The 17188-nt window shown below is 56.1% G+C and carries 16 protein-coding genes; 11 read left to right on the top strand and 5 right to left on the bottom strand.

What is annotated here, in order from left to right:
- Window positions 1–184 precede the first annotated feature (184 nt).
- From B2Q93_RS16350 to B2Q93_RS16340, 3 genes are read left to right on the top strand one after another with little or no spacing between them, the layout of a single operon-like run.
- On the top strand, window positions 185–1873 hold the full coding sequence (locus tag B2Q93_RS16350; RefSeq protein ID WP_040074829.1) for a sensor histidine kinase: 1689 nt from the start codon (window positions 185–187) through the stop codon (window positions 1871–1873).
- Window positions 1867–2586 (top strand): two-component system response regulator BtsR, encoded by a 720-nt coding sequence (btsR, locus tag B2Q93_RS16345; RefSeq protein ID WP_040074830.1) that lies wholly within the window; start codon window positions 1867–1869, stop codon window positions 2584–2586. The genes B2Q93_RS16350 and btsR overlap by 7 nt, the downstream gene beginning before the upstream one ends.
- A 47-nt stretch (window positions 2587–2633) precedes the next feature.
- Window positions 2634–3101, top strand: a complete 468-nt coding sequence (locus tag B2Q93_RS16340; RefSeq protein WP_046884759.1) for a DUF1456 family protein — start codon at window positions 2634–2636, stop codon at window positions 3099–3101.
- Window positions 3102–3145: 44 nt separating this feature from the next.
- On the opposite strand, the gene B2Q93_RS16335 is transcribed toward B2Q93_RS16340, so the two are convergent.
- Both B2Q93_RS16335 and metG read right to left on the bottom strand, forming a co-directional pair.
- Entirely contained in the window at window positions 3146–3601 is a 456-nt protein-coding gene (locus tag B2Q93_RS16335; protein WP_046884760.1) for a DUF1307 domain-containing protein, read from the bottom strand.
- A gap of 146 nt (window positions 3602–3747) precedes the next feature.
- Window positions 3748–5781 carry a methionine--tRNA ligase gene (gene metG / locus B2Q93_RS16330; RefSeq protein ID WP_046884761.1) on the bottom strand — a complete coding sequence of 678 codons (2034 nt, stop codon included), beginning with the start codon at window positions 5779–5781 and terminating at the stop codon, window positions 3748–3750.
- A gap of 166 nt (window positions 5782–5947) precedes the next feature.
- Between metG and apbC the strand changes: the two genes are divergently transcribed.
- Complete coding sequence (apbC, locus tag B2Q93_RS16325; RefSeq protein WP_040074834.1) at window positions 5948–7057, top strand: iron-sulfur cluster carrier protein ApbC; 1110 nt, start codon at window positions 5948–5950, stop codon at window positions 7055–7057.
- 15 nt (window positions 7058–7072) lie between these two features.
- Here apbC and B2Q93_RS16320 read toward each other — a convergent pair whose 3' ends face one another.
- Both B2Q93_RS16320 and B2Q93_RS16315 read right to left on the bottom strand, forming a co-directional pair.
- Window positions 7073–7555: a GNAT family N-acetyltransferase gene (locus B2Q93_RS16320; protein WP_286933777.1), complete on the bottom strand. Its 483-nt coding sequence runs from the start codon at window positions 7553–7555 to the stop codon at window positions 7073–7075.
- Entirely contained in the window at window positions 7506–7838 is a 333-nt protein-coding gene (locus tag B2Q93_RS16315) for an RcnB family protein (RefSeq protein WP_040074836.1), read from the bottom strand. The genes B2Q93_RS16320 and B2Q93_RS16315 overlap by 50 nt, the downstream gene beginning before the upstream one ends.
- A gap of 456 nt (window positions 7839–8294) precedes the next feature.
- On the opposite strand from B2Q93_RS16315, the gene B2Q93_RS16310 reads away from it, so the two are divergent.
- The 7 genes from B2Q93_RS16310 to B2Q93_RS16280 all read left to right on the top strand — a co-directional run bounded on the left by B2Q93_RS16310 (window position 8295) and on the right by B2Q93_RS16280 (window position 15685).
- Window positions 8295–9431 carry a polysaccharide export protein gene (locus B2Q93_RS16310; protein WP_286933775.1) on the top strand — a complete coding sequence of 379 codons (1137 nt, stop codon included), beginning with the start codon at window positions 8295–8297 and terminating at the stop codon, window positions 9429–9431.
- Complete coding sequence (locus B2Q93_RS16305; protein WP_046884766.1) at window positions 9422–9898, top strand: protein-tyrosine-phosphatase; 477 nt, start codon at window positions 9422–9424, stop codon at window positions 9896–9898. The genes B2Q93_RS16310 and B2Q93_RS16305 overlap by 10 nt, the downstream gene beginning before the upstream one ends.
- The gene (locus B2Q93_RS16300) at window positions 9880–12081 is read left to right on the top strand and encodes a polysaccharide biosynthesis tyrosine autokinase (protein ID WP_286933774.1); all 2202 of its coding nucleotides are present in this window, start codon (window positions 9880–9882) and stop codon (window positions 12079–12081) included. Before B2Q93_RS16305 ends, B2Q93_RS16300 begins: the two co-directional genes overlap by 19 nt.
- A 112-nt stretch (window positions 12082–12193) precedes the next feature.
- Window positions 12194–12538: a copper resistance protein gene (locus B2Q93_RS16295; RefSeq protein ID WP_286809527.1), complete on the top strand. Its 345-nt coding sequence runs from the start codon at window positions 12194–12196 to the stop codon at window positions 12536–12538.
- A 48-nt stretch (window positions 12539–12586) separates the two neighbouring features.
- A complete protein-coding gene (locus tag B2Q93_RS16290) occupies window positions 12587–14593 on the top strand; it encodes a protein-disulfide reductase DsbD family protein (protein WP_286933773.1) in 2007 nt (668 codons plus the stop codon).
- Window positions 14593–15192, top strand: a complete 600-nt coding sequence (locus B2Q93_RS16285) for a DsbA family protein (protein WP_212477770.1) — start codon at window positions 14593–14595, stop codon at window positions 15190–15192. The genes B2Q93_RS16290 and B2Q93_RS16285 overlap by 1 nt, the downstream gene beginning before the upstream one ends.
- Complete coding sequence (locus B2Q93_RS16280; protein ID WP_046884770.1) at window positions 15182–15685, top strand: protein disulfide oxidoreductase; 504 nt, start codon at window positions 15182–15184, stop codon at window positions 15683–15685. The genes B2Q93_RS16285 and B2Q93_RS16280 overlap by 11 nt, the downstream gene beginning before the upstream one ends.
- Before the next feature lie 36 nt (window positions 15686–15721).
- On the opposite strand, the gene B2Q93_RS16275 is transcribed toward B2Q93_RS16280, so the two are convergent.
- On the bottom strand, window positions 15722–17188 hold the full coding sequence (locus B2Q93_RS16275) for a pyridoxal phosphate-dependent decarboxylase family protein (RefSeq protein WP_040074847.1): 1467 nt from the start codon (window positions 17186–17188) through the stop codon (window positions 15722–15724).

Raw genomic sequence — 17188 nt, 5'->3', positions numbered from 1 at the left:
GTAGACCGAGTTTCGCGAACCAGGAAGAATTGTCCTTTTTTTGCACAAACAATACGAAGATCAGAATATGTTCAGCAAAAGGTGTGATGTCAGCCACGAAACGAGGTTTATTAAGTATTGCTACAAAGAAAGTTAACGCTTATGGGTGTATGTTACGCGCTTTTAGGGTTTGCGGTTTTCAAGTATGTACGAATTCAATCTGGTGTTGTTGCTGCTTCAGCAGATGTGCGTGTTCCTGGTCATTGCCTGGCTGATGAGCAAAACGCGCCTCTTTATCCCCCTGATGCAGGTCACCGTGCGTCTGCCGCATAAACTCCTCTGCTACGTCGTATTCTCTATTTTCTGTATTCTCGGCACCTGGTTCGGCCTGCATATTGAAGACTCCATTGCCAATACGCGCGCCATTGGCGCGGTCATGGGCGGGCTGCTGGGCGGCCCGGTTGTAGGTGGGTTGGTGGGGTTGACTGGTGGGCTGCACCGCTACTCCATGGGCGGCATGACGGCGCTAAGCTGCATGATCTCCACCATCGTTGAGGGGCTGCTGGGTGGGCTGGTGCATAGCTATATGATTAAGCGTGGCCGTCCGGACAAAGTTTTCAGCCCCTTGACCGCGGGCGCCATCACCTTTGTGGCCGAACTGGTGCAAATGTTGATCATCCTGCTTATTGCCCGCCCCTATGACAGCGCTCTGCATCTGGTGAGCAGCATCGCGGCACCGATGATGGTCACGAACACCGTCGGTGCCGCGCTGTTTATGCGTATCTTGCTCGATAAGCGGGCCATGTTTGAAAAGTATACCTCGGCATTTTCCGCCACCGCCCTGAAAGTTGCGGCCTCGACAGAGGGGATTTTGCGCCAGGGATTCAACGAAGAGAACAGCATGAAAGTGGCGCTGGTTCTGCATCAGGAGCTGGACATTAGCGCGGTAGCCATCACCGATCGTGAGAAGTTGCTGGCCTTTACCGGTATCGGAGACGACCATCACCAGCCGGGCAGACCGATTTCGTCCAGCTATACGCTTCGCGCCATCGAGACCGGTGAGGTAGTCTACGCAGACGGTAACGAAGTGCCGTACCGCTGTTCGCTGCATCCCCAGTGCAAGCTAGGGTCAACGCTGGTGATCCCGCTGCGGGGAGAGAACCAGCGGGTCATGGGCACCATCAAGCTCTATGAAGCCAAAAACCGACTCTTTAGCTCCATCAACCGCACGCTGGGGGAGGGGATTGCCCAGCTGCTCTCAGCGCAAATTCTGGCTGGACAGTATGAGCGACAAAAAGCGTTACTGACGCAGTCGGAGATCAAGCTGCTGCATGCTCAGGTGAATCCGCACTTCCTGTTCAATGCCCTGAATACGCTTAAGGCGGTGATCCGCCGTGATAGCGACCAGGCCACGCAGCTGGTGCAATTTTTATCGACCTTCTTCCGTAAGAACCTGAAGCGGCCGTCAGAGATTGTCACCCTGGCAGATGAAATAGAGCATGTGAATGCCTATCTGCAAATTGAAAAGGCGCGCTTCCAGGCGCGTTTACAGGTAACGCTGAACGTGCCGGAGAAGCTCTCCTGGCAACAGCTGCCTGCTTTTACCTTGCAGCCGCTGGTCGAGAACGCCATCAAGCATGGCACTTCCCAGCTGTTGGGCACCGGTGAGATCTCCATTACCGCCAGCCAGTTTAATCACCATCTGGTGCTTGATATTGAAGATAACGCCGGCTTGTATACCGCAAAACCCGGATCCACCGGACTGGGCATGGGGCTGGTCGATAAACGATTACGTGCCCATTTCGGCGATAGCTGTGGCATTACCGTGGCCTGTGAACCGGATTGCTTTACCCGTATTACCTTACGTCTGCCCCTGGAGGAACGCACATGCTGAACGTGCTGATAGTTGATGATGAACCTCTGGCGAGGGAAAACCTGCGGGTGCTTCTGCAGGAACAGCGTGATATCGAGGTGGTAGGGGAGTGCGCCAACGCCATCGAAGCTATCGGGGCCGTCCATACGCTGCGCCCGGATGTGCTGTTTCTGGACATTCAGATGCCACGCATCAGCGGGCTGGAGATGGTGGGAATGCTCGATCCGGCGCACCGGCCCTATATCGTTTTTCTGACCGCCTACGATGAGTACGCGGTAAAAGCCTTTGAAGAACATGCCTTTGATTATCTGCTGAAGCCTATCGAAGAGAAGCGGCTGGAAAAGACCCTTAACCGCTTACGGCAAGAGCGTAGCGTGCAGGATGTTTCGCTGCTGGCGGAAAATCAGCAGCCCCTGAAGTTCATTCCCTGTTCGGGCCATAGCCGTATTTATCTGCTGCAGATGGATGACGTGGCCTTTGTCAGCAGTCGAATGAGCGGGGTATTCGTGACCAGCCATGAAGGCAAAGAGGGTTTTACCGAGCTGACGCTACGAACCCTGGAGAGCCGCACGCCGCTGTTGCGCTGCCATCGACAATACCTGGTTAACATGGCCCACCTGGAAGAGATCCGGCTGGAGGAGAACGGTCAGGCGGAGCTGGTGTTAAAATCCGGGCAGACGGTGCCGGTGAGCCGCCGCTATCTGAAGAGTTTGAAAGAGGCGATTGGGCTGTAAAACTGCTACACTGCGCGCCATTGCATCATCGACAGTTAAAGGCACTCATGCTTAGTAATGACATTCTTCGTAGCCTGCGCTACACCCTGAAAGCGAACAATAACGATATGGTGCGCATTCTTGCGCTCTCCGAGATGGAGTCCACCTCTGCCGGTTTCGACACCTGGATGACCAAAGAGGACGAAGAGGGTTTTGTCCGTTGCCCGGACATTATTCTGTCTGGCTTCCTGAACGGGCTGATCTACGATAAGCGTGGCAAAGATGAATCTGCGCCTGAGCTGGCGCTTGAGCGTCGTGTTAACAATAACACGGTGCTGAAGAAGCTGCGCATCGCCTTCTCCCTGAAAACAGACGATATCCTGGCGATCATGACCGAGCAGAAGTTTCGCGTCTCTATGCCGGAAATCACGGCCATGATGCGCGCGCCGGACCACAAGAACTACCGTGAGTGTGGCGATCAGTTCTTGCGTTACTTCCTGCGCGGCCTGACCAACCGGGTGCACGCCAAAGCCTGACGCCAGTGACCGCCCCGGCAGCTACGTTCTGCGGGGGCGCGTACTCATTTCACCTCGACAAATCCCTGCGCAAGCCGATGTTCTGCCGATTCAGCCATTGAAAGGCTCGGTTTTTCACAGTCGGCCTCTTTACCCTGTAATCTGCACAGATCGCGGTCGCTGACCTCGCTAAAGTTTACCGAGACGCGTAGCAGTACGGCGTCGGACTGATACTCTGCACTGTATTTGGCGCCTTTCACCCCGGCATAATGGGCCACCATGGGCTCAATGGACTGGCGCGCCTGCGCTTCATCCGCGGCACCCATCGATCGGTAGGTGATTTTACTCTGGGTATCCTGGCGAGTGATGGTGTCCCCTTCATAGTAATAAGTGAAGGTGATCTCACTCTCTTTTGCGCCGTTGGTAAAGGTGCGGCTGTTTTCGCTTGAGCTATCGCAGCCCACAGCCGTGGCGGCGAACAAGACCACGGCCAGCGCGGTGGTGAGGCGGTTTACTGTCATCAAATTCCCTTTTGTTAAAGCAGACCCTTTTTCGCGACGATGCTAACAGGTCACCGTGATATCCAAAGCGGGAATGTGGTGAAGGGATTTGATTTCGGAATTTATAAAAAAAGCGCTGCCAGTGCAGCGCTTTCAAGGGGAGGGGGTTATTTCACCTGCTGACCCGGCTTCGCGCCGTCGTCAGGGCTTAACAGGAAGATATCTTTCCCGCCAGGACCTGCGGCCATCACCATCCCTTCAGAGATACCGAAGCGCATTTTGCGTGGCGCAAGGTTAGCCACCATCACCGTCAGGCGACCAATCAGCACCTGCGGGTCTGGATAGGCAGAGCGGATGCCGGAGAAGACGTTACGTTTCTCGCCGCCCAGATCCAGCGTCAGACGCAGCAGCTTGTCGGAGCCGTCGACGAATTCCGCGTTTTCAATCAGCGCGACGCGCAGGTCGACTTTGGCGAAATCATCAAAGGTGATGGTCTCCTGAATCGGATCGTCTGCCAGCGGGCCGGTTACCGGCGCAGCGGCAGCCTTCACCTCTTCTTTAGAGGCGTCGACCAGGGCCTCAACCTGCTTCATTTCGATGCGGTTATAGAGCGCCTTGAAGGTGTTTACCTTGTGGCCGAGCAGCGGCTGCTGGATGGCATCCCAGGTCAGTTCGGTGTTCAGGAATGCTTCAGCACGCGCAGAGAGCTGCGGCAGAACCGGCTTCAGCCAGGTCATCAGCACGCGGAACATATTCAGGCCCATGGTGCAGATAGCCTGCAGGTCCGCATCGCGACCTTCCTGCTTAGCGACAACCCACGGTGCCTGCTCGTCAACGTAGCGGTTCGCCACGTCAGCCAGCGCCATGATTTCGCGAATGGCTTTACCGAATTCACGGCTTTCCCAGGCGTCGCCAATCGCAGCGGCGGCGTCGGTGAAGGTTTTGTACAGCGCAGGATCGGCCAGTTCGGCAGAGAGCACGCCGTCGAAACGCTTAGCAATGAAGCCCGCGTTACGGGAGGCCAGGTTCACCACCTTGTTAACGATGTCCGCGTTGACGCGCTGGACGAAATCTTCCAGGTTCAGGTCGATATCGTCGATACGGGAAGAGAGCTTCGCGGTGTAGTAGTAGCGCAGGCTGTCCGCGTCGAAGTGGTTCAGCCAGGTGCTGGCTTTAATAAAGGTGCCGCGGGATTTGGACATCTTCGCGCCGTTCACCGTCACATAGCCGTGGACGAACAGGTTGGTTGGCTTGCGGAAGTTGCTGCCTTCCAGCATGGCCGGCCAGAACAGGCTGTGGAAGTAAACGATGTCTTTGCCGATAAAGTGGTAGAGCTCGGCGGTGGAATCTTTCTTCCAGTATTCCTCAAAGCTGGTGGTGTCGCCGCGCTTGTCGCACAGGTTCTTGAAGGAGCCCATGTAGCCAATTGGCGCATCCAGCCAGACGTAGAAATATTTGCCCGGCGCATTCGGGATCTCAAAGCCAAAGTACGGCGCATCGCGGGAGATATCCCACTGCTGCAGACCAGACTCGAACCACTCCTGCATTTTATTGGCGACCTGCTCCTGCAGCGCACCGCTGCGGGTCCAGGCCTGCAGCATTTCGCTGAACGACGGCAGGTCAAAGAAGAAGTGCTCAGAGTCGCGCATGACAGGCGTTGCGCCAGATACCACGGATTTCGGCTCGATAAGCTCGGTCGGGCTGTAGGTCGCGCCGCACACTTCGCAGTTATCACCATACTGATCCGGCGATTTGCATTTCGGGCAGGTGCCTTTCACGAAACGGTCTGGCAGGAACATGCCTTTTTCCGGATCGTAGAGCTGAGAAATGGTGCGGTTTTTAATAAAACCGTTCTCTTTCAGACGGGTATAGATAAGCTCTGACAGCTCGCGGTTCTCGTCGCTGTGCGTCGAGTGGTAGTTGTCATAGCTGATATCGAAACCGGCGAAGTCGGTCTGGTGTTCCTGACTCATCTCCCCGATCATCTGCTCCGGGCTGACGCCAAGCTGCTGCGCTTTCAGCATGATTGGCGTGCCGTGGGCATCGTCTGCACAGATGAAGTTGACTTCGTGGCCGCGCATTCGCTGGTAACGGACCCAGACATCAGCCTGGATATGCTCCAGCATGTGGCCGAGGTGGATGGAGCCGTTGGCGTACGGCAGTGCGCACGTTACCAGAATTTTTTTCGCGACTTGAGTCATAGTAAGCATTACTTCTTTTAACTGTGAAAAGGGGGTTTGATGTTACCCGAAAGGGAATAACTACGCCAAGAAATAAGGGCATCAATCCATAAATGAATAATTGTGGCCTGTAGGGTAAACTTAGGCTCTACGCATGCTATTTCAGAACTACAACAAAGGAGTCGGGATGAGTTCTCAATCCCAGGCCAAATCACCGGAAGCCTTACGAGCAATGGTCGCCGGGACGCTGGCAAATTTTCAGCATCCAACCCTGAAACACAATCTCACCACGCTGAAAGCGCTGCACCATGTAGCGTGGCTGGATGAGACGCTGCACATTGAGCTGCAAATGCCATTTATCTGGCGCAGCGCTTTCGAAACGCTGAAAGAGCAGACCAGCTCTGAGCTGCTGCGCATTACTGGCGCAAAAGCGATTGACTGGAAGTTGTCGCACAGCATCGCCACCCTCAAGCGCGTGAAAAACCATCCGGGCGTGAACGGCGTGAAAAATATCATTGCGGTTAGTTCCGGCAAGGGTGGGGTGGGGAAATCCTCTACCGCAGTAAACCTGGCGCTGGCGCTGGCCGCAGAAGGGGCAAAAGTGGGCATCCTGGATGCGGACATTTATGGCCCCTCGATCCCGAACATGCTGGGAGCAGAAAACCAGCGTCCAACGTCGCCGGATGGCACCCATATGGCGCCGATCATGGCGCACGGGCTGGCAACAAACTCTATCGGTTACCTGGTAACCGACGACAACGCCATGGTGTGGCGCGGTCCGATGGCCAGTAAAGCTCTGATGCAGATGTTACAAGAGACCATGTGGCCGGATCTGGATTACCTGGTCCTGGATATGCCGCCGGGTACCGGGGACATTCAGTTGACTCTGGCGCAGAACATCCCGGTCACCGGGGCGGTTGTGGTGACCACACCGCAGGACATCGCGCTTATCGATGCTAAAAAAGGCATCGTGATGTTCGAGAAAGTGGAAGTGCCGGTGCTGGGCATCGTAGAGAACATGAGCATGCACATCTGCAGCAACTGCGGGCATCATGAGCCTATCTTCGGGACCGGGGGCGCAGAAAAACTGGCTGAACAGTATCACACTCAACTGCTGGGACAGATGCCGTTACACATCACGTTGCGTGAGGATCTCGACAGCGGCAAGCCAACGGTCGTGAGCCGTCCGGCTAGCGAGTTTGCGGATATGTATCGCCAACTGGCGGGGCGCGTTGCGGCGCAGCTCTACTGGCAGGGTGATGTTATCCCGAGCGAAATCGCGTTCCGCGCGGTCTAAAATAAGCAGGCTGCCCTAACCGGGCAGCCTGTAGTGCATCAGATAATACTCGCCGTCCGGCGACTCTCCCGTCGCTTCAATATGCCACCCCTGGCGCTGGTAAAATTCCACGGCACGACTGTTCTTCACCAGACATTTCAATGCACCGGTGCTGGTAAACGTTTGCTGAACATGTTCGAGCAAGGCCTTACCTGCCCCCTGACCCTGATAATGGGGATCGACAAAGAGGCAGTGCAGGAAATTGTCATTGACCGCCACTGAGGCAAAACCTACCCGGTGACCCGCGTCTAAAGCCACCCAAATCTGCTCATTAAGCGTGGCGGCATCGAAATCCTCAAGACGCCAGGCGCTGTCATCAAGCCATGGCCAGGCAGCGCGACGGGCGTGGAGGTAGAGCGTGCGCAGGAAAGGGCGGTCACTCTCCTGCCAGGGACGAATTTTCACGGGCTTAACGATGGTAGAAGATGTCACCGTTGTAGGCTTTGTAGATTTTGCCATCGGTATCGCCAATCAGTACGTAGTTCTCACCCATGTAAGTCCAGTGCGTGCCGGCATCGGGCGCAGGCAAGTTACGCAGATTGTACTGTTTAATGGTGTATTCCGGGGTCTGGTATTGTGCGGGGGCAAAATCGCCAATTTTGTATTTGGTGAAATCGGCAATAAACTCCTGCTCCTCATAGGCCTGGATGCCACCAGGGGCCGCAACGGCCAGAGGCGCAATAAATGCTGTGCTCGCCAGAGACAGTAATGTGCCCAGAAGCAGTACTTTACCTTTGTTCATTTTTTCTCCAGTTCTTAATGCTTTGCTGTGACGCGACATCAGTTATTACTCAACCGACAGTCTATCTCAAGTTTCGCTTGCTGGCGCGTCGAGAAAAAATGTAACAAAACCGTACTTTTGGCCGTCAGGCGCTGTCGCTAATTATCGGTCGCATGAATTAGATTAAGAATAGTAATAATTATTTGTATTGCTTTATTAATGAATTCCGAATATGAAGCCGTTATCCAGTAATAGAGCGCACACGCTGTGTTAATTTTGTAGCACAGCGTTTAAAATGCCTGGAAGGTTATTGGATTTCCCTCACTGCTTATATTTCAGATAATATCAGCATACTTTCGTCGGACGGATCATACCGTTTCGATGCCTCATAAATCTATAAATATTAATTAGTTATTGCAAATCAGCAATGCCGGACTTGTCGGGTGTATCAACATTAATTTCAGGGCGTCATTATTAATGAAAGCTAAAATACGGATATGGACTTTACTTATTACAACAGGGTTGTTAACAGGCTGCGTTAATATTCCGGGGCAACATCTTAAAACGAATGGGAAAAAGATAGCCCACACCGTTGATTCCTCCGACGATATAAGCAAAAAAGTCGAAATATGGCCACTTACCCCTTCTGTGATTGAACAGTTGCGTCCAGCCAGCCTGAAATCTCAGGCAAATCCTGGACTCGACGAACAGCTTAAAAAGTGGGAGTACCGGATCGGCACCGGTGACATTCTGATGATCACCGTATGGGATCACCCGGAACTCACCACACCTGCCGGGCAATATCGTAGCGCCAGCGATACCGGCAACTGGGTAGGAGCGGATGGCACTCTCTTTTATCCCTACGTTGGCAAGCTGCACGTAGCCGGGAAAACGCTGGCAGAGGTGCGCAGTGAGATCACCCGGCGGCTGGAGCGGGTGATCGAAAGCCCACAGGTTGATGTCAGCGTCGCGGCGTTTCGCTCGCAAAAAGCCTATGTCACGGGTGAAGTCGCAAAATCGGGCCAACAGCCTATCACCAATATTCCGCTGACTGTGATGGATGCCATTAACGCGGCAGGCGGTCTCTCTCCGGATGCCGACTGGCGAAACGTGGTGCTGACCCATGACGGCAAAGATTCCGTGATTTCCCTTTATGCGTTAATGCAGCATGGCGATCTCAGTCAGAACCGGCTGCTTAGCGCCGGCGATATCCTCTTTATTCCACGTAATGATGCCCTCAAGGTCTTTGTGATGGGGGAAGTGGTGAAACAGAGCACGCTGAAGATGGATCGCAGCGGTATGACCCTGGCGGAAGCCCTGGGTAATGCGGGCGGTATTAACCAGGATCTGGCGGATGCTACCGGCATTTTTGTGATTCGCTCGACGACTGAGAAAAAGCCCGGGAGCAAAATTGCCAATATCTATCAGCTGAAAGCGCGCGACGCGTCGGCCATGGTTCTGGCCACGGAGTTTGAGCTGCAGCCTTACGACATCGTCTATGTCACTACGGCGCCATTGGCTCGCTGGAACCGCGTCGTGAAACAGCTGGTACCGACAATCACCGGTATCCACGATCTGACTGAAACCGTTCATTCCATCAGGACGTGGCCATAATGCGGATCCAAACCATTCTGGTGGTGTGCACAGGAAACATCTGCCGCTCCCCGATGGGGGAGGGGCTTTTACAGCAGAAGATGCCTGAGATCGCCGTCAGCTCGGCAGGCATCAGTGGATTGAACGGACGGCCCGTTCACCCTCAGGCGCTCGCAGTGGCGGCGGCGCATGGCATTTCGCTTGCTGATCATGTCGCGCGCGTAGTCACCGCCCCCATGCTTAAGCAGCACGATCTGATTCTTGCGATGGAGCAGGCGCAAATCAACCGCATCTCGCAAATCGCGCCGGAGGTGCGCGGCAAAGCGCTACTGTATGGTAAATGGCAGGGGGGACAGGAGATCCCGGACCCGTTCGGCCAGAGCCGGGATGCGTTTGAGTATGTTTTTCGCCTGTTAAGCGAGGCGAGTCAGGAATGGGCCAGCCGGCTCACAGTTAAGGGATTACCAACATGTCGTCAAAAACAGTAAATCAGTCTGGCTACGGGATGGAAACCCAGGAGCTGGATCTGGCTCGCCTGCTCAGCGAATTGATCGATCATCGCGTTTGTATATTGAGTTTCACGCTGCTCTGCGCAACCTGCGGTCTGCTGTATGCACTCTTTGCCTCGCCGGTCTATATCGCCGATGCGATCATTCAAATTGAACAAAAGCAGCAAAATAATCTCCTTAAATCGATCACTCAGCTGTCGGGGGATGCCTCACCAGACTCGACGGCAGAAATCCAGCTGCTGAAATCGCGGATGATTCTGGGTAAAACCGTCGATGATTTACGCCTGCGCGATGAGATCGTCCCGGTGCGTTTCCCGCTCATTGGCAACGGTCTGGCCCGGCTGACAGGCCAGGAGACGCCCGTGCTGAAGCTCGACTGGCTGATGTTGCCCTCCAGGCACTCCCCCCTGACCCTGACCGCCGGGAAAAATGGCGAGTTCCTGCTCGAAGGCATTGATATCAACGTGCATGGCACCCCGGGGAAACTGGTGCAGAAAGCGGGCGTCGCGCTGCGGGTGCGTGAATTGCGCGCCCCGGTCGGTACTCGCTTTAAAATCAGCCAGAAAACGCAGCTTGAGGCGATCAACGTCTTGTCGAAACGCTTTAGTGTGGTCGAAAAGGGCAAAGAGAGTGGGGTACTGGAACTCAGTTTAACCGGCCCTGAGCGAGGCGCCATTGCGGCTACGCTAAATCAAATTGCCAATAATTATCTGCAGCAGAATATCGACCGTCAGGCCGCACAGGATTCACAAAGTCTCGCCTTCCTGAAGCGACAGTTGCCGAAGGTGCGCGGAGAGCTGGATGAAGCGGAGGGTCGCCTGAACAACTACCGCAAAAAGCGGGATTCGGTCGATCTGTCGCTGGAGGCTAAATCGGTCCTTGAGCAGATTGTCAATGTCGATAATCAGCTGAACGAACTGACCTTCCGCGAGGCGGAAGTTTCACAGCACTTTAAAAAGGATCACCCTACTTATCGTGCGCTACGGGACAAACGGGCTACGCTGGAAAAGGAGCGCGAGCGGTTGAATAAGCGGGTCGGAACGATGCCATCCACCCAGCAGGAGATTTTACGGCTGAGTCGGGACGTGGATTCGGGGCGCGCGATCTACCTGCAGCTGCTTACCCGTCAGCAGGAGCTGGATATCTCCCGTTCCAGCACGATCGGCAATGTCCGTATTATCGATTCGGCGGTTGCACAGCCTGACCCCGTGCAGCCGCGCAAAGGATTGATTGTCGTTCTTGCCACCCTGCTCGGGTTGCTGATCTCCTCGGGAGGGATACTGGCACGTAGCGCAATTCGCCAGGGGATTATTTCGCCGGAGCAACTCGAAAACCAGGGCATTACCGTCTACGCAACGCTGCCCCGTTCAGAATGGCTGAGCAGTAAAACGCATCTGCGTAGCTTTGATTTCTGGCGTAACCGTACCCGGCATAAAATTGTTAATGTTCCCTTTTTGCCGGTCGACAAGCCGCTGGACATCTTTGTTGAGGCGATACGCGGTCTGCGCACCAGCCTGCACTTTGCAATGATGGACGCTGATAATAACATCCTGATGTTCAGTGGCCCCTCGCAGGATTGCGGTAAAACGCTGGTCAGTACCTCGCTGGCGGCGCTGGTGGCGCAGATTGGCGGACGTGTCCTCTTCGTTGATGCGGATATGCGTAAGGGTTATGTCCATAACATTTTTGCGCTACAAAACGAGCGCGGGCTCTCTGAACTGCTGTCCGGTAAAATTGCCTTCGACGAGGCGGTGCAGACCTACGAGGACGGTCATTTCGATGTGGTCACCTGCGGGTATTATCCGCCGAACCCCTCCGAACTGTTGATGCACTCGCGCTTCAAGGCCTTTATGCACAGGGCCAGCGAGAATTACGATATGGTGATTGTCGATACCCCGCCGATTCTGGCGGTCACCGATGCCGCCATGGTCGGGCGTATGGCGGCCTCGACGCTGCTGGTGGCGCGCCATAACATCACCAGCGTCAAGGAGATGGTCACCAGCGTCCGTCGTCTCGAACAGATGGGGGTGAACATCAAAGGGGCGATACTTAACGACGTGGTCAAATCTCTGGTTAACCACTACAGCACCGGCTACGACGCCTATGCCTATACCGCGTCAAAGAGCAAAGACCCGCAGCACAGTAAAACCGCGCATCCCTGATCCTATCGCTGCACCTGACAGGGTGCAGCGGTTCTCTAAACTTCTTTACAGCATTATCGTTGCCAAATGGTTTAAGCCCGTTAATATAAGCGTCGTGAATAAAGGGGCAATGATGATCAAGCGGCAGCGGAAAGCGATATTATTGGTAGTGCTTGCATGTCTGGTGGTGCTGGTTTGCAGCGCACAGCGCATGGCAAGCCTGCACGCGCTGGCGATGAAAGCTCCGCTCGTTACCCAGCAGTCCGACGTTGAATCGCCTGTCACCCCTTGTGAACTGAGTGCCAAATCCTTGCTGGCATCGCCACCGATCATGTTTGAAGGGGCGCTCTTTGCCCTGGCGTTGCTGATGGTCGTCCTCACTCCCCAGCCTGTCAGGCATCAACGGCGTTGGCCTCCTCGCGTTATCTCTCCGCCCCGGCTCAGGGTGCATCTCCGCTTATGCGTCTTCCGTGAGTGATTATTCGCCTGTTATTCCAGGTTAATTAATCATTTACGGAGAAAATCTATGTTGACTGTTTTCAGGCGGCTTTTAGTCTGCCTGGCATTACTGTGGCTGCCCGTAAGCTGGGCGGCCGATAGCGGCTGGCTGCGCGCTGCCGATAACGATCACGCCAGCGTGCGTTTACGTGCCCAACCCGCTGAGGCGGGAGAGACACACCTGCTGTTGGACGTAGCCCTGGAAAAGGGCTGGAAAACCTACTGGCGATCCCCGGGCGAGGGCGGAATTGCCCCCTCTATTGCCTGGCAAACGCCGCTCCCGGTGCAGTGGTACTGGCCGACACCCCAGCGCTTTGACGTGGCGGGGATCGCCACCCAGGGCTATCAAGGTAACGTGACCTTCCCGCTGGTGGTGAAAGGCAAGATGCCGGACACCCTGGCCGGTGTGCTAACGCTCTCGACCTGTAGCGATGTCTGTATTCTGACCGACTATCCCTTCTCCCTCAACCTGAGTGGGCCAACAGAGCGTCAGTTTACCTATGACTTCACCAAAGCGATGGGTACGCTGCCGCGGGAAGACGGGCTGACCTCCTCGCTGAAGGCAGCCTGGGCCCCCGGCAAACTGACGGTAACCGCCACCCGCGACGCTGGCTGGCACGCCCCAGCGCTCTATCTCGATGGGATTGAAGATGCGGATTTTGCACGCCCGACCTTTAAGATTCAGGGCGAAACGCTGACCGCGACCGTGCCGGTCACGGACGGCTGGGGTGAGGCGGCGCCCGACCTGCGTGGCAAAACGCTATCTCTGGTACTGGCCGACGGTGGTCTGGCCCAGCAGAGCCAGACCACCATTGGTGAAGCCGAGGTGACAACGTCGTCCCTCTTACCGGTACTGGCGATGGCGCTGCTGGGCGGGTTTATCCTCAACCTGATGCCCTGCGTCTTGCCGGTACTGGCGATGAAACTGGGCTCGGTATTGCAGGTGGAAGGGCAGACCAGAAGCCGTGTACGCGGCCAGTTTCTCGCCTCGGTGGCCGGCATTGTGGTGTCGTTTTTAGCACTGGCGCTGATGATGACGTTTCTGCGTCTTAGCAACCAGGCGCTGGGGTGGGGGATTCAGTTCCAGAATCCGTGGTTTATCGCCGCTATGGCGCTGGTGATGGTGCTGTTCAGCGCCAGCCTGCTGGGGCTGTTTGAAATCCGCTTACCCTCTGGCATTACCACCTCGCTGGCCACGCGAGGCGGCAACGGTCTGGCAGGACATTTCTGGCAGGGGGCGTTCGCCACCTTACTCGCCACTCCTTGCACCGCACCGTTCCTGGGCACCGCCGTGTCGGTCGCGCTGGTGGCGCCGCTGGTACAGCTGTGGGGGATCTTCCTCGCCATGGGGATCGGTATGAGCTTGCCGTGGCTGGCGATTGCCGCCTGGCCAGGACTGGCGCGCCGCCTGCCGCGCCCCGGACGCTGGATGAATACGCTGCGCGTGGTGCTGGGGCTGATGATGTTGGGCTCCGCCGTGTGGCTTATCTCGCTGCTTTGGCTGCATATTGGTAAGGCGACGTGGGGTGTACTGGCGCTGGTGTTAGTGCTCCTGCTGGCGGGAGTCTGGCGACGCTACCAGCGACGCGGCGCCTTTGCCGCCACCGCGCTGGCACTGCTGATGGCATTGTCGGGATACTGGCTGACCTCGCAGACGACCGGTGCCGTTGTGGAAGATCGTATTGCCTGGCAGCCGTTGAGCGAGCAGGCCATCACCGACGCGCTGGCGGCCAATAAACGGGTCTTTGTCGATGTCACCGCCGACTGGTGCGTAACCTGTAAAGCCAATAAATACAATGTGTTGTTGCGTGACGATGTACAACAGGCACTGAGTGCCCCGGATGTGGTTGCCCTGCGTGGTGACTGGAGTCGACCATCCGATACTTTCTCGCAGTTTCTGACACGCCGTCAGAGTGCGGCGGTTCCGTTTAATCAGATTTATGGTCCGGCTCAGCCGCAGGGCACCATTCTGCCTGCGCTGTTAAGTCGCGAAGGGGTGCTGAACGCACTGTCTGCCGCTAAAGGAGAGCACTAATGCGTTACTGGATGATGATTTTCCTGTTCTGTTTTTCTGCCGTCAGCATGGCTGAGCAGCAACCCGATGCCAACCAGCAGCTGGATGAGCTGATCTTTAACGATCCCGACAGTCCGCGAATGGGGGCAAAGCATCCCCGCCTGACTATCGTCAGCTTCACCGATTACAACTGTCCGTGGTGTAAAAAATTTGACCCGATGCTGGAGAAAATTGTCCACGACAACCCGGACGTGCAGTTGATTGTGAAGCTTTTACCCTTCCGCGGCGAAAGCTCAATGGCCTCGGCACGGGTGGCGCTCACGGCCTGGCGCACGATGCCTGATAAATTCTGGGCGTTACACCAGCGATTAATGACGAAGAAGGGCAATCATGACGCGGCCTCCATTCTGGCTGCTCAACAAAAGACAGCCACAACGGGGATCACCCCCGATGCGAAAAGCCAGCAGAGTCTGCAAATGAACCTGATTCTCTCGCAGGTGCTGGGCATTCAGGGAACGCCTGCCACTATTATTGGCGATCAAATGGTCGCCGGGGCGATTCCTCAGGCGGATCTGGAGGCGCTGGTCAAAGAACAGCTGGCAAAAAGCGATGCGCAGTAAACTACGCCGCTGGGCGCGCGAGCTTCTGATTCTGCTGCTGATGGTTATCGCAACGGTATGGGGGATGGATCAGCTGCGAAAACCGGTCCTGCCCGCCGGGTTTTCGGCTACTTCTGTTGAGACGCTGGAGGGTGCGCAGATGAATATCGCCGCCCTCAGCGAGGAGCGTCCTTTGCTGATTTACGTCTGGGCGACCTGGTGCGCCATTTGCCGCTACACCACTCCTGCGGTTGAAAGGCTAACGCAAGAGGGCGGCAACGTTCTGAGCGTCGCGTTGCGTTCGGGAGATGACGGACAACTGTCGCGCTGGATGGCAAAGAAACGCCTGACCATGCCGGTAGTGAATGACGCGAGCGGGGCACTATCACGCCAGTGGCAAGTGAGCGTAACGCCTACGCTGGTGATAGTGTCGAAAGGAAATGTAGTCGGTACGACAACCGGCTGGAGCAGCTACTGGGGAATGAAGCTTCGCCTCTGGTGGGCGGGGCGCTAAAAAAAGCCCGGCAGGTTCTGCCTGCCGGGCCGGAGATTACTTCGCCAGAATTTCCAGCGCTGTACGCTCAACCAGCGACAGCAGGACTTTGACATCCTCCAGCGTCACCGTTGGGTTCAGCAGCGTCAGCTTCAGGCAGGTGATGCCATTGTGCTCGGTCACGCCGACGTTTGCGCGGCCAGACTCCAGCAGCGCATCACCGATTTTCTGGTTCAGCAGCGCGATTGCCGCGTCGTCCATGGCCGCTTCAGGGCGGAAACGGAACAGCACGCTCGCCAGCTGCGGCTTCATGACCAGCTCCAGCGTTTTATGGCCATCAACCCAGGCGGCAACGTCCTGCGCCATGGTTACGCCATGATCGATGATCGCGGCATAGGTCTTCTGTCCCAGCGCTTCCAGGCTCATCCACAGCTTCAGCGCGTCGAAACGACGGGTCGTCTGCAGCGACTTAGAGACAAGGTTAGGCACGCCTGCTTCTTCGTCAAACTCAGAGTTCAGGTAAGCGGCCTGGTAACGCATCAGCTCATAGTGACGCGCTTCTTTCAGCAAGAAAGCACCGCAGCTGATGGTCTGGAAGTACTGCTTATGGAAGTCGAGCGTGACGGAGTCAACCAGCTCAATACCGTCGAGATAGTGACGATGCTTTTCAGAGAGCAGCAGCGCGCCGCCCCAGGCGGCATCCACGTGCACCCAAATCTGCTGTGCTTTCGCCAGTTCAGCAATCTCGCGCAGCGGGTCAATGGCCCCTGCATCGGTGGTGCCGGCGGTGGCTACAATCGCCATCACCTGCTCGCCGTTGGCTTCACACTGCGCCAGCTTCGCTTTCAGATCGTTCAGATCCATACGCGCGTACTGGTCGGTTTTCACCTGCAGTACGGACTGGTAACCCAGACCCATCAGCGCCATATTTTTCTGCACAGAGAAGTGGGCGCTGTCGGAGCAGAGAACGCGAATTTTACGCAGATCGCCTGTCAGCCCATCCTGCTGAATGGAGTGGCCCTGACGCGCGAAGAAAGCATCACGCGCCAGCATCAGCCCCATCAGGTTGCTCTGGGTGCCGCCGCTGGTGAAAACACCCGCGTCGCCAGCCTGGTAGCCCACCTGAGTACGCAGCCACTCGATCAGTTTCATCTCGATGATGGTGGCGGACGGGCTCTGATCCCAGGAGTCCATGCTCTGGTTGGTGGCGTTGATCAGGATCTCCGCCGCCTGGCTCACCACCAGGCTCGGGCAGTGCAAGTGTGCAACGCACTGGGGATGATGCACGGCCAGGCTGTCCTTCAGGAAGTATTCAACGGCGCGCGCAATAGCGGCTTCGTTGCCCAGCCCCTGCGGGCTGAAATCCAGCTGGATTCGGTCACGCAGTTCCGCGACCGTTCTGCCTTTGTACATTTCCGGCTGCTGTAGCCACTGCTTTACCGCTTCGGTGCTCTGCGAAATCGCCTGCTGATAGGCTTCAATGCTTTGCGCCGAGGACGACAAAATCGGGTTTACATCTGACAT

Origin of the sequence: Leclercia sp. UBA5958 (assembly GCF_002430365.1) — a bacterium.
Taxonomy (GTDB): domain Bacteria; phylum Pseudomonadota; class Gammaproteobacteria; order Enterobacterales; family Enterobacteriaceae; genus Enterobacter; species Enterobacter pneumoniae.
This window is presented reverse-complemented; position numbering and strand designations above follow the sequence as displayed.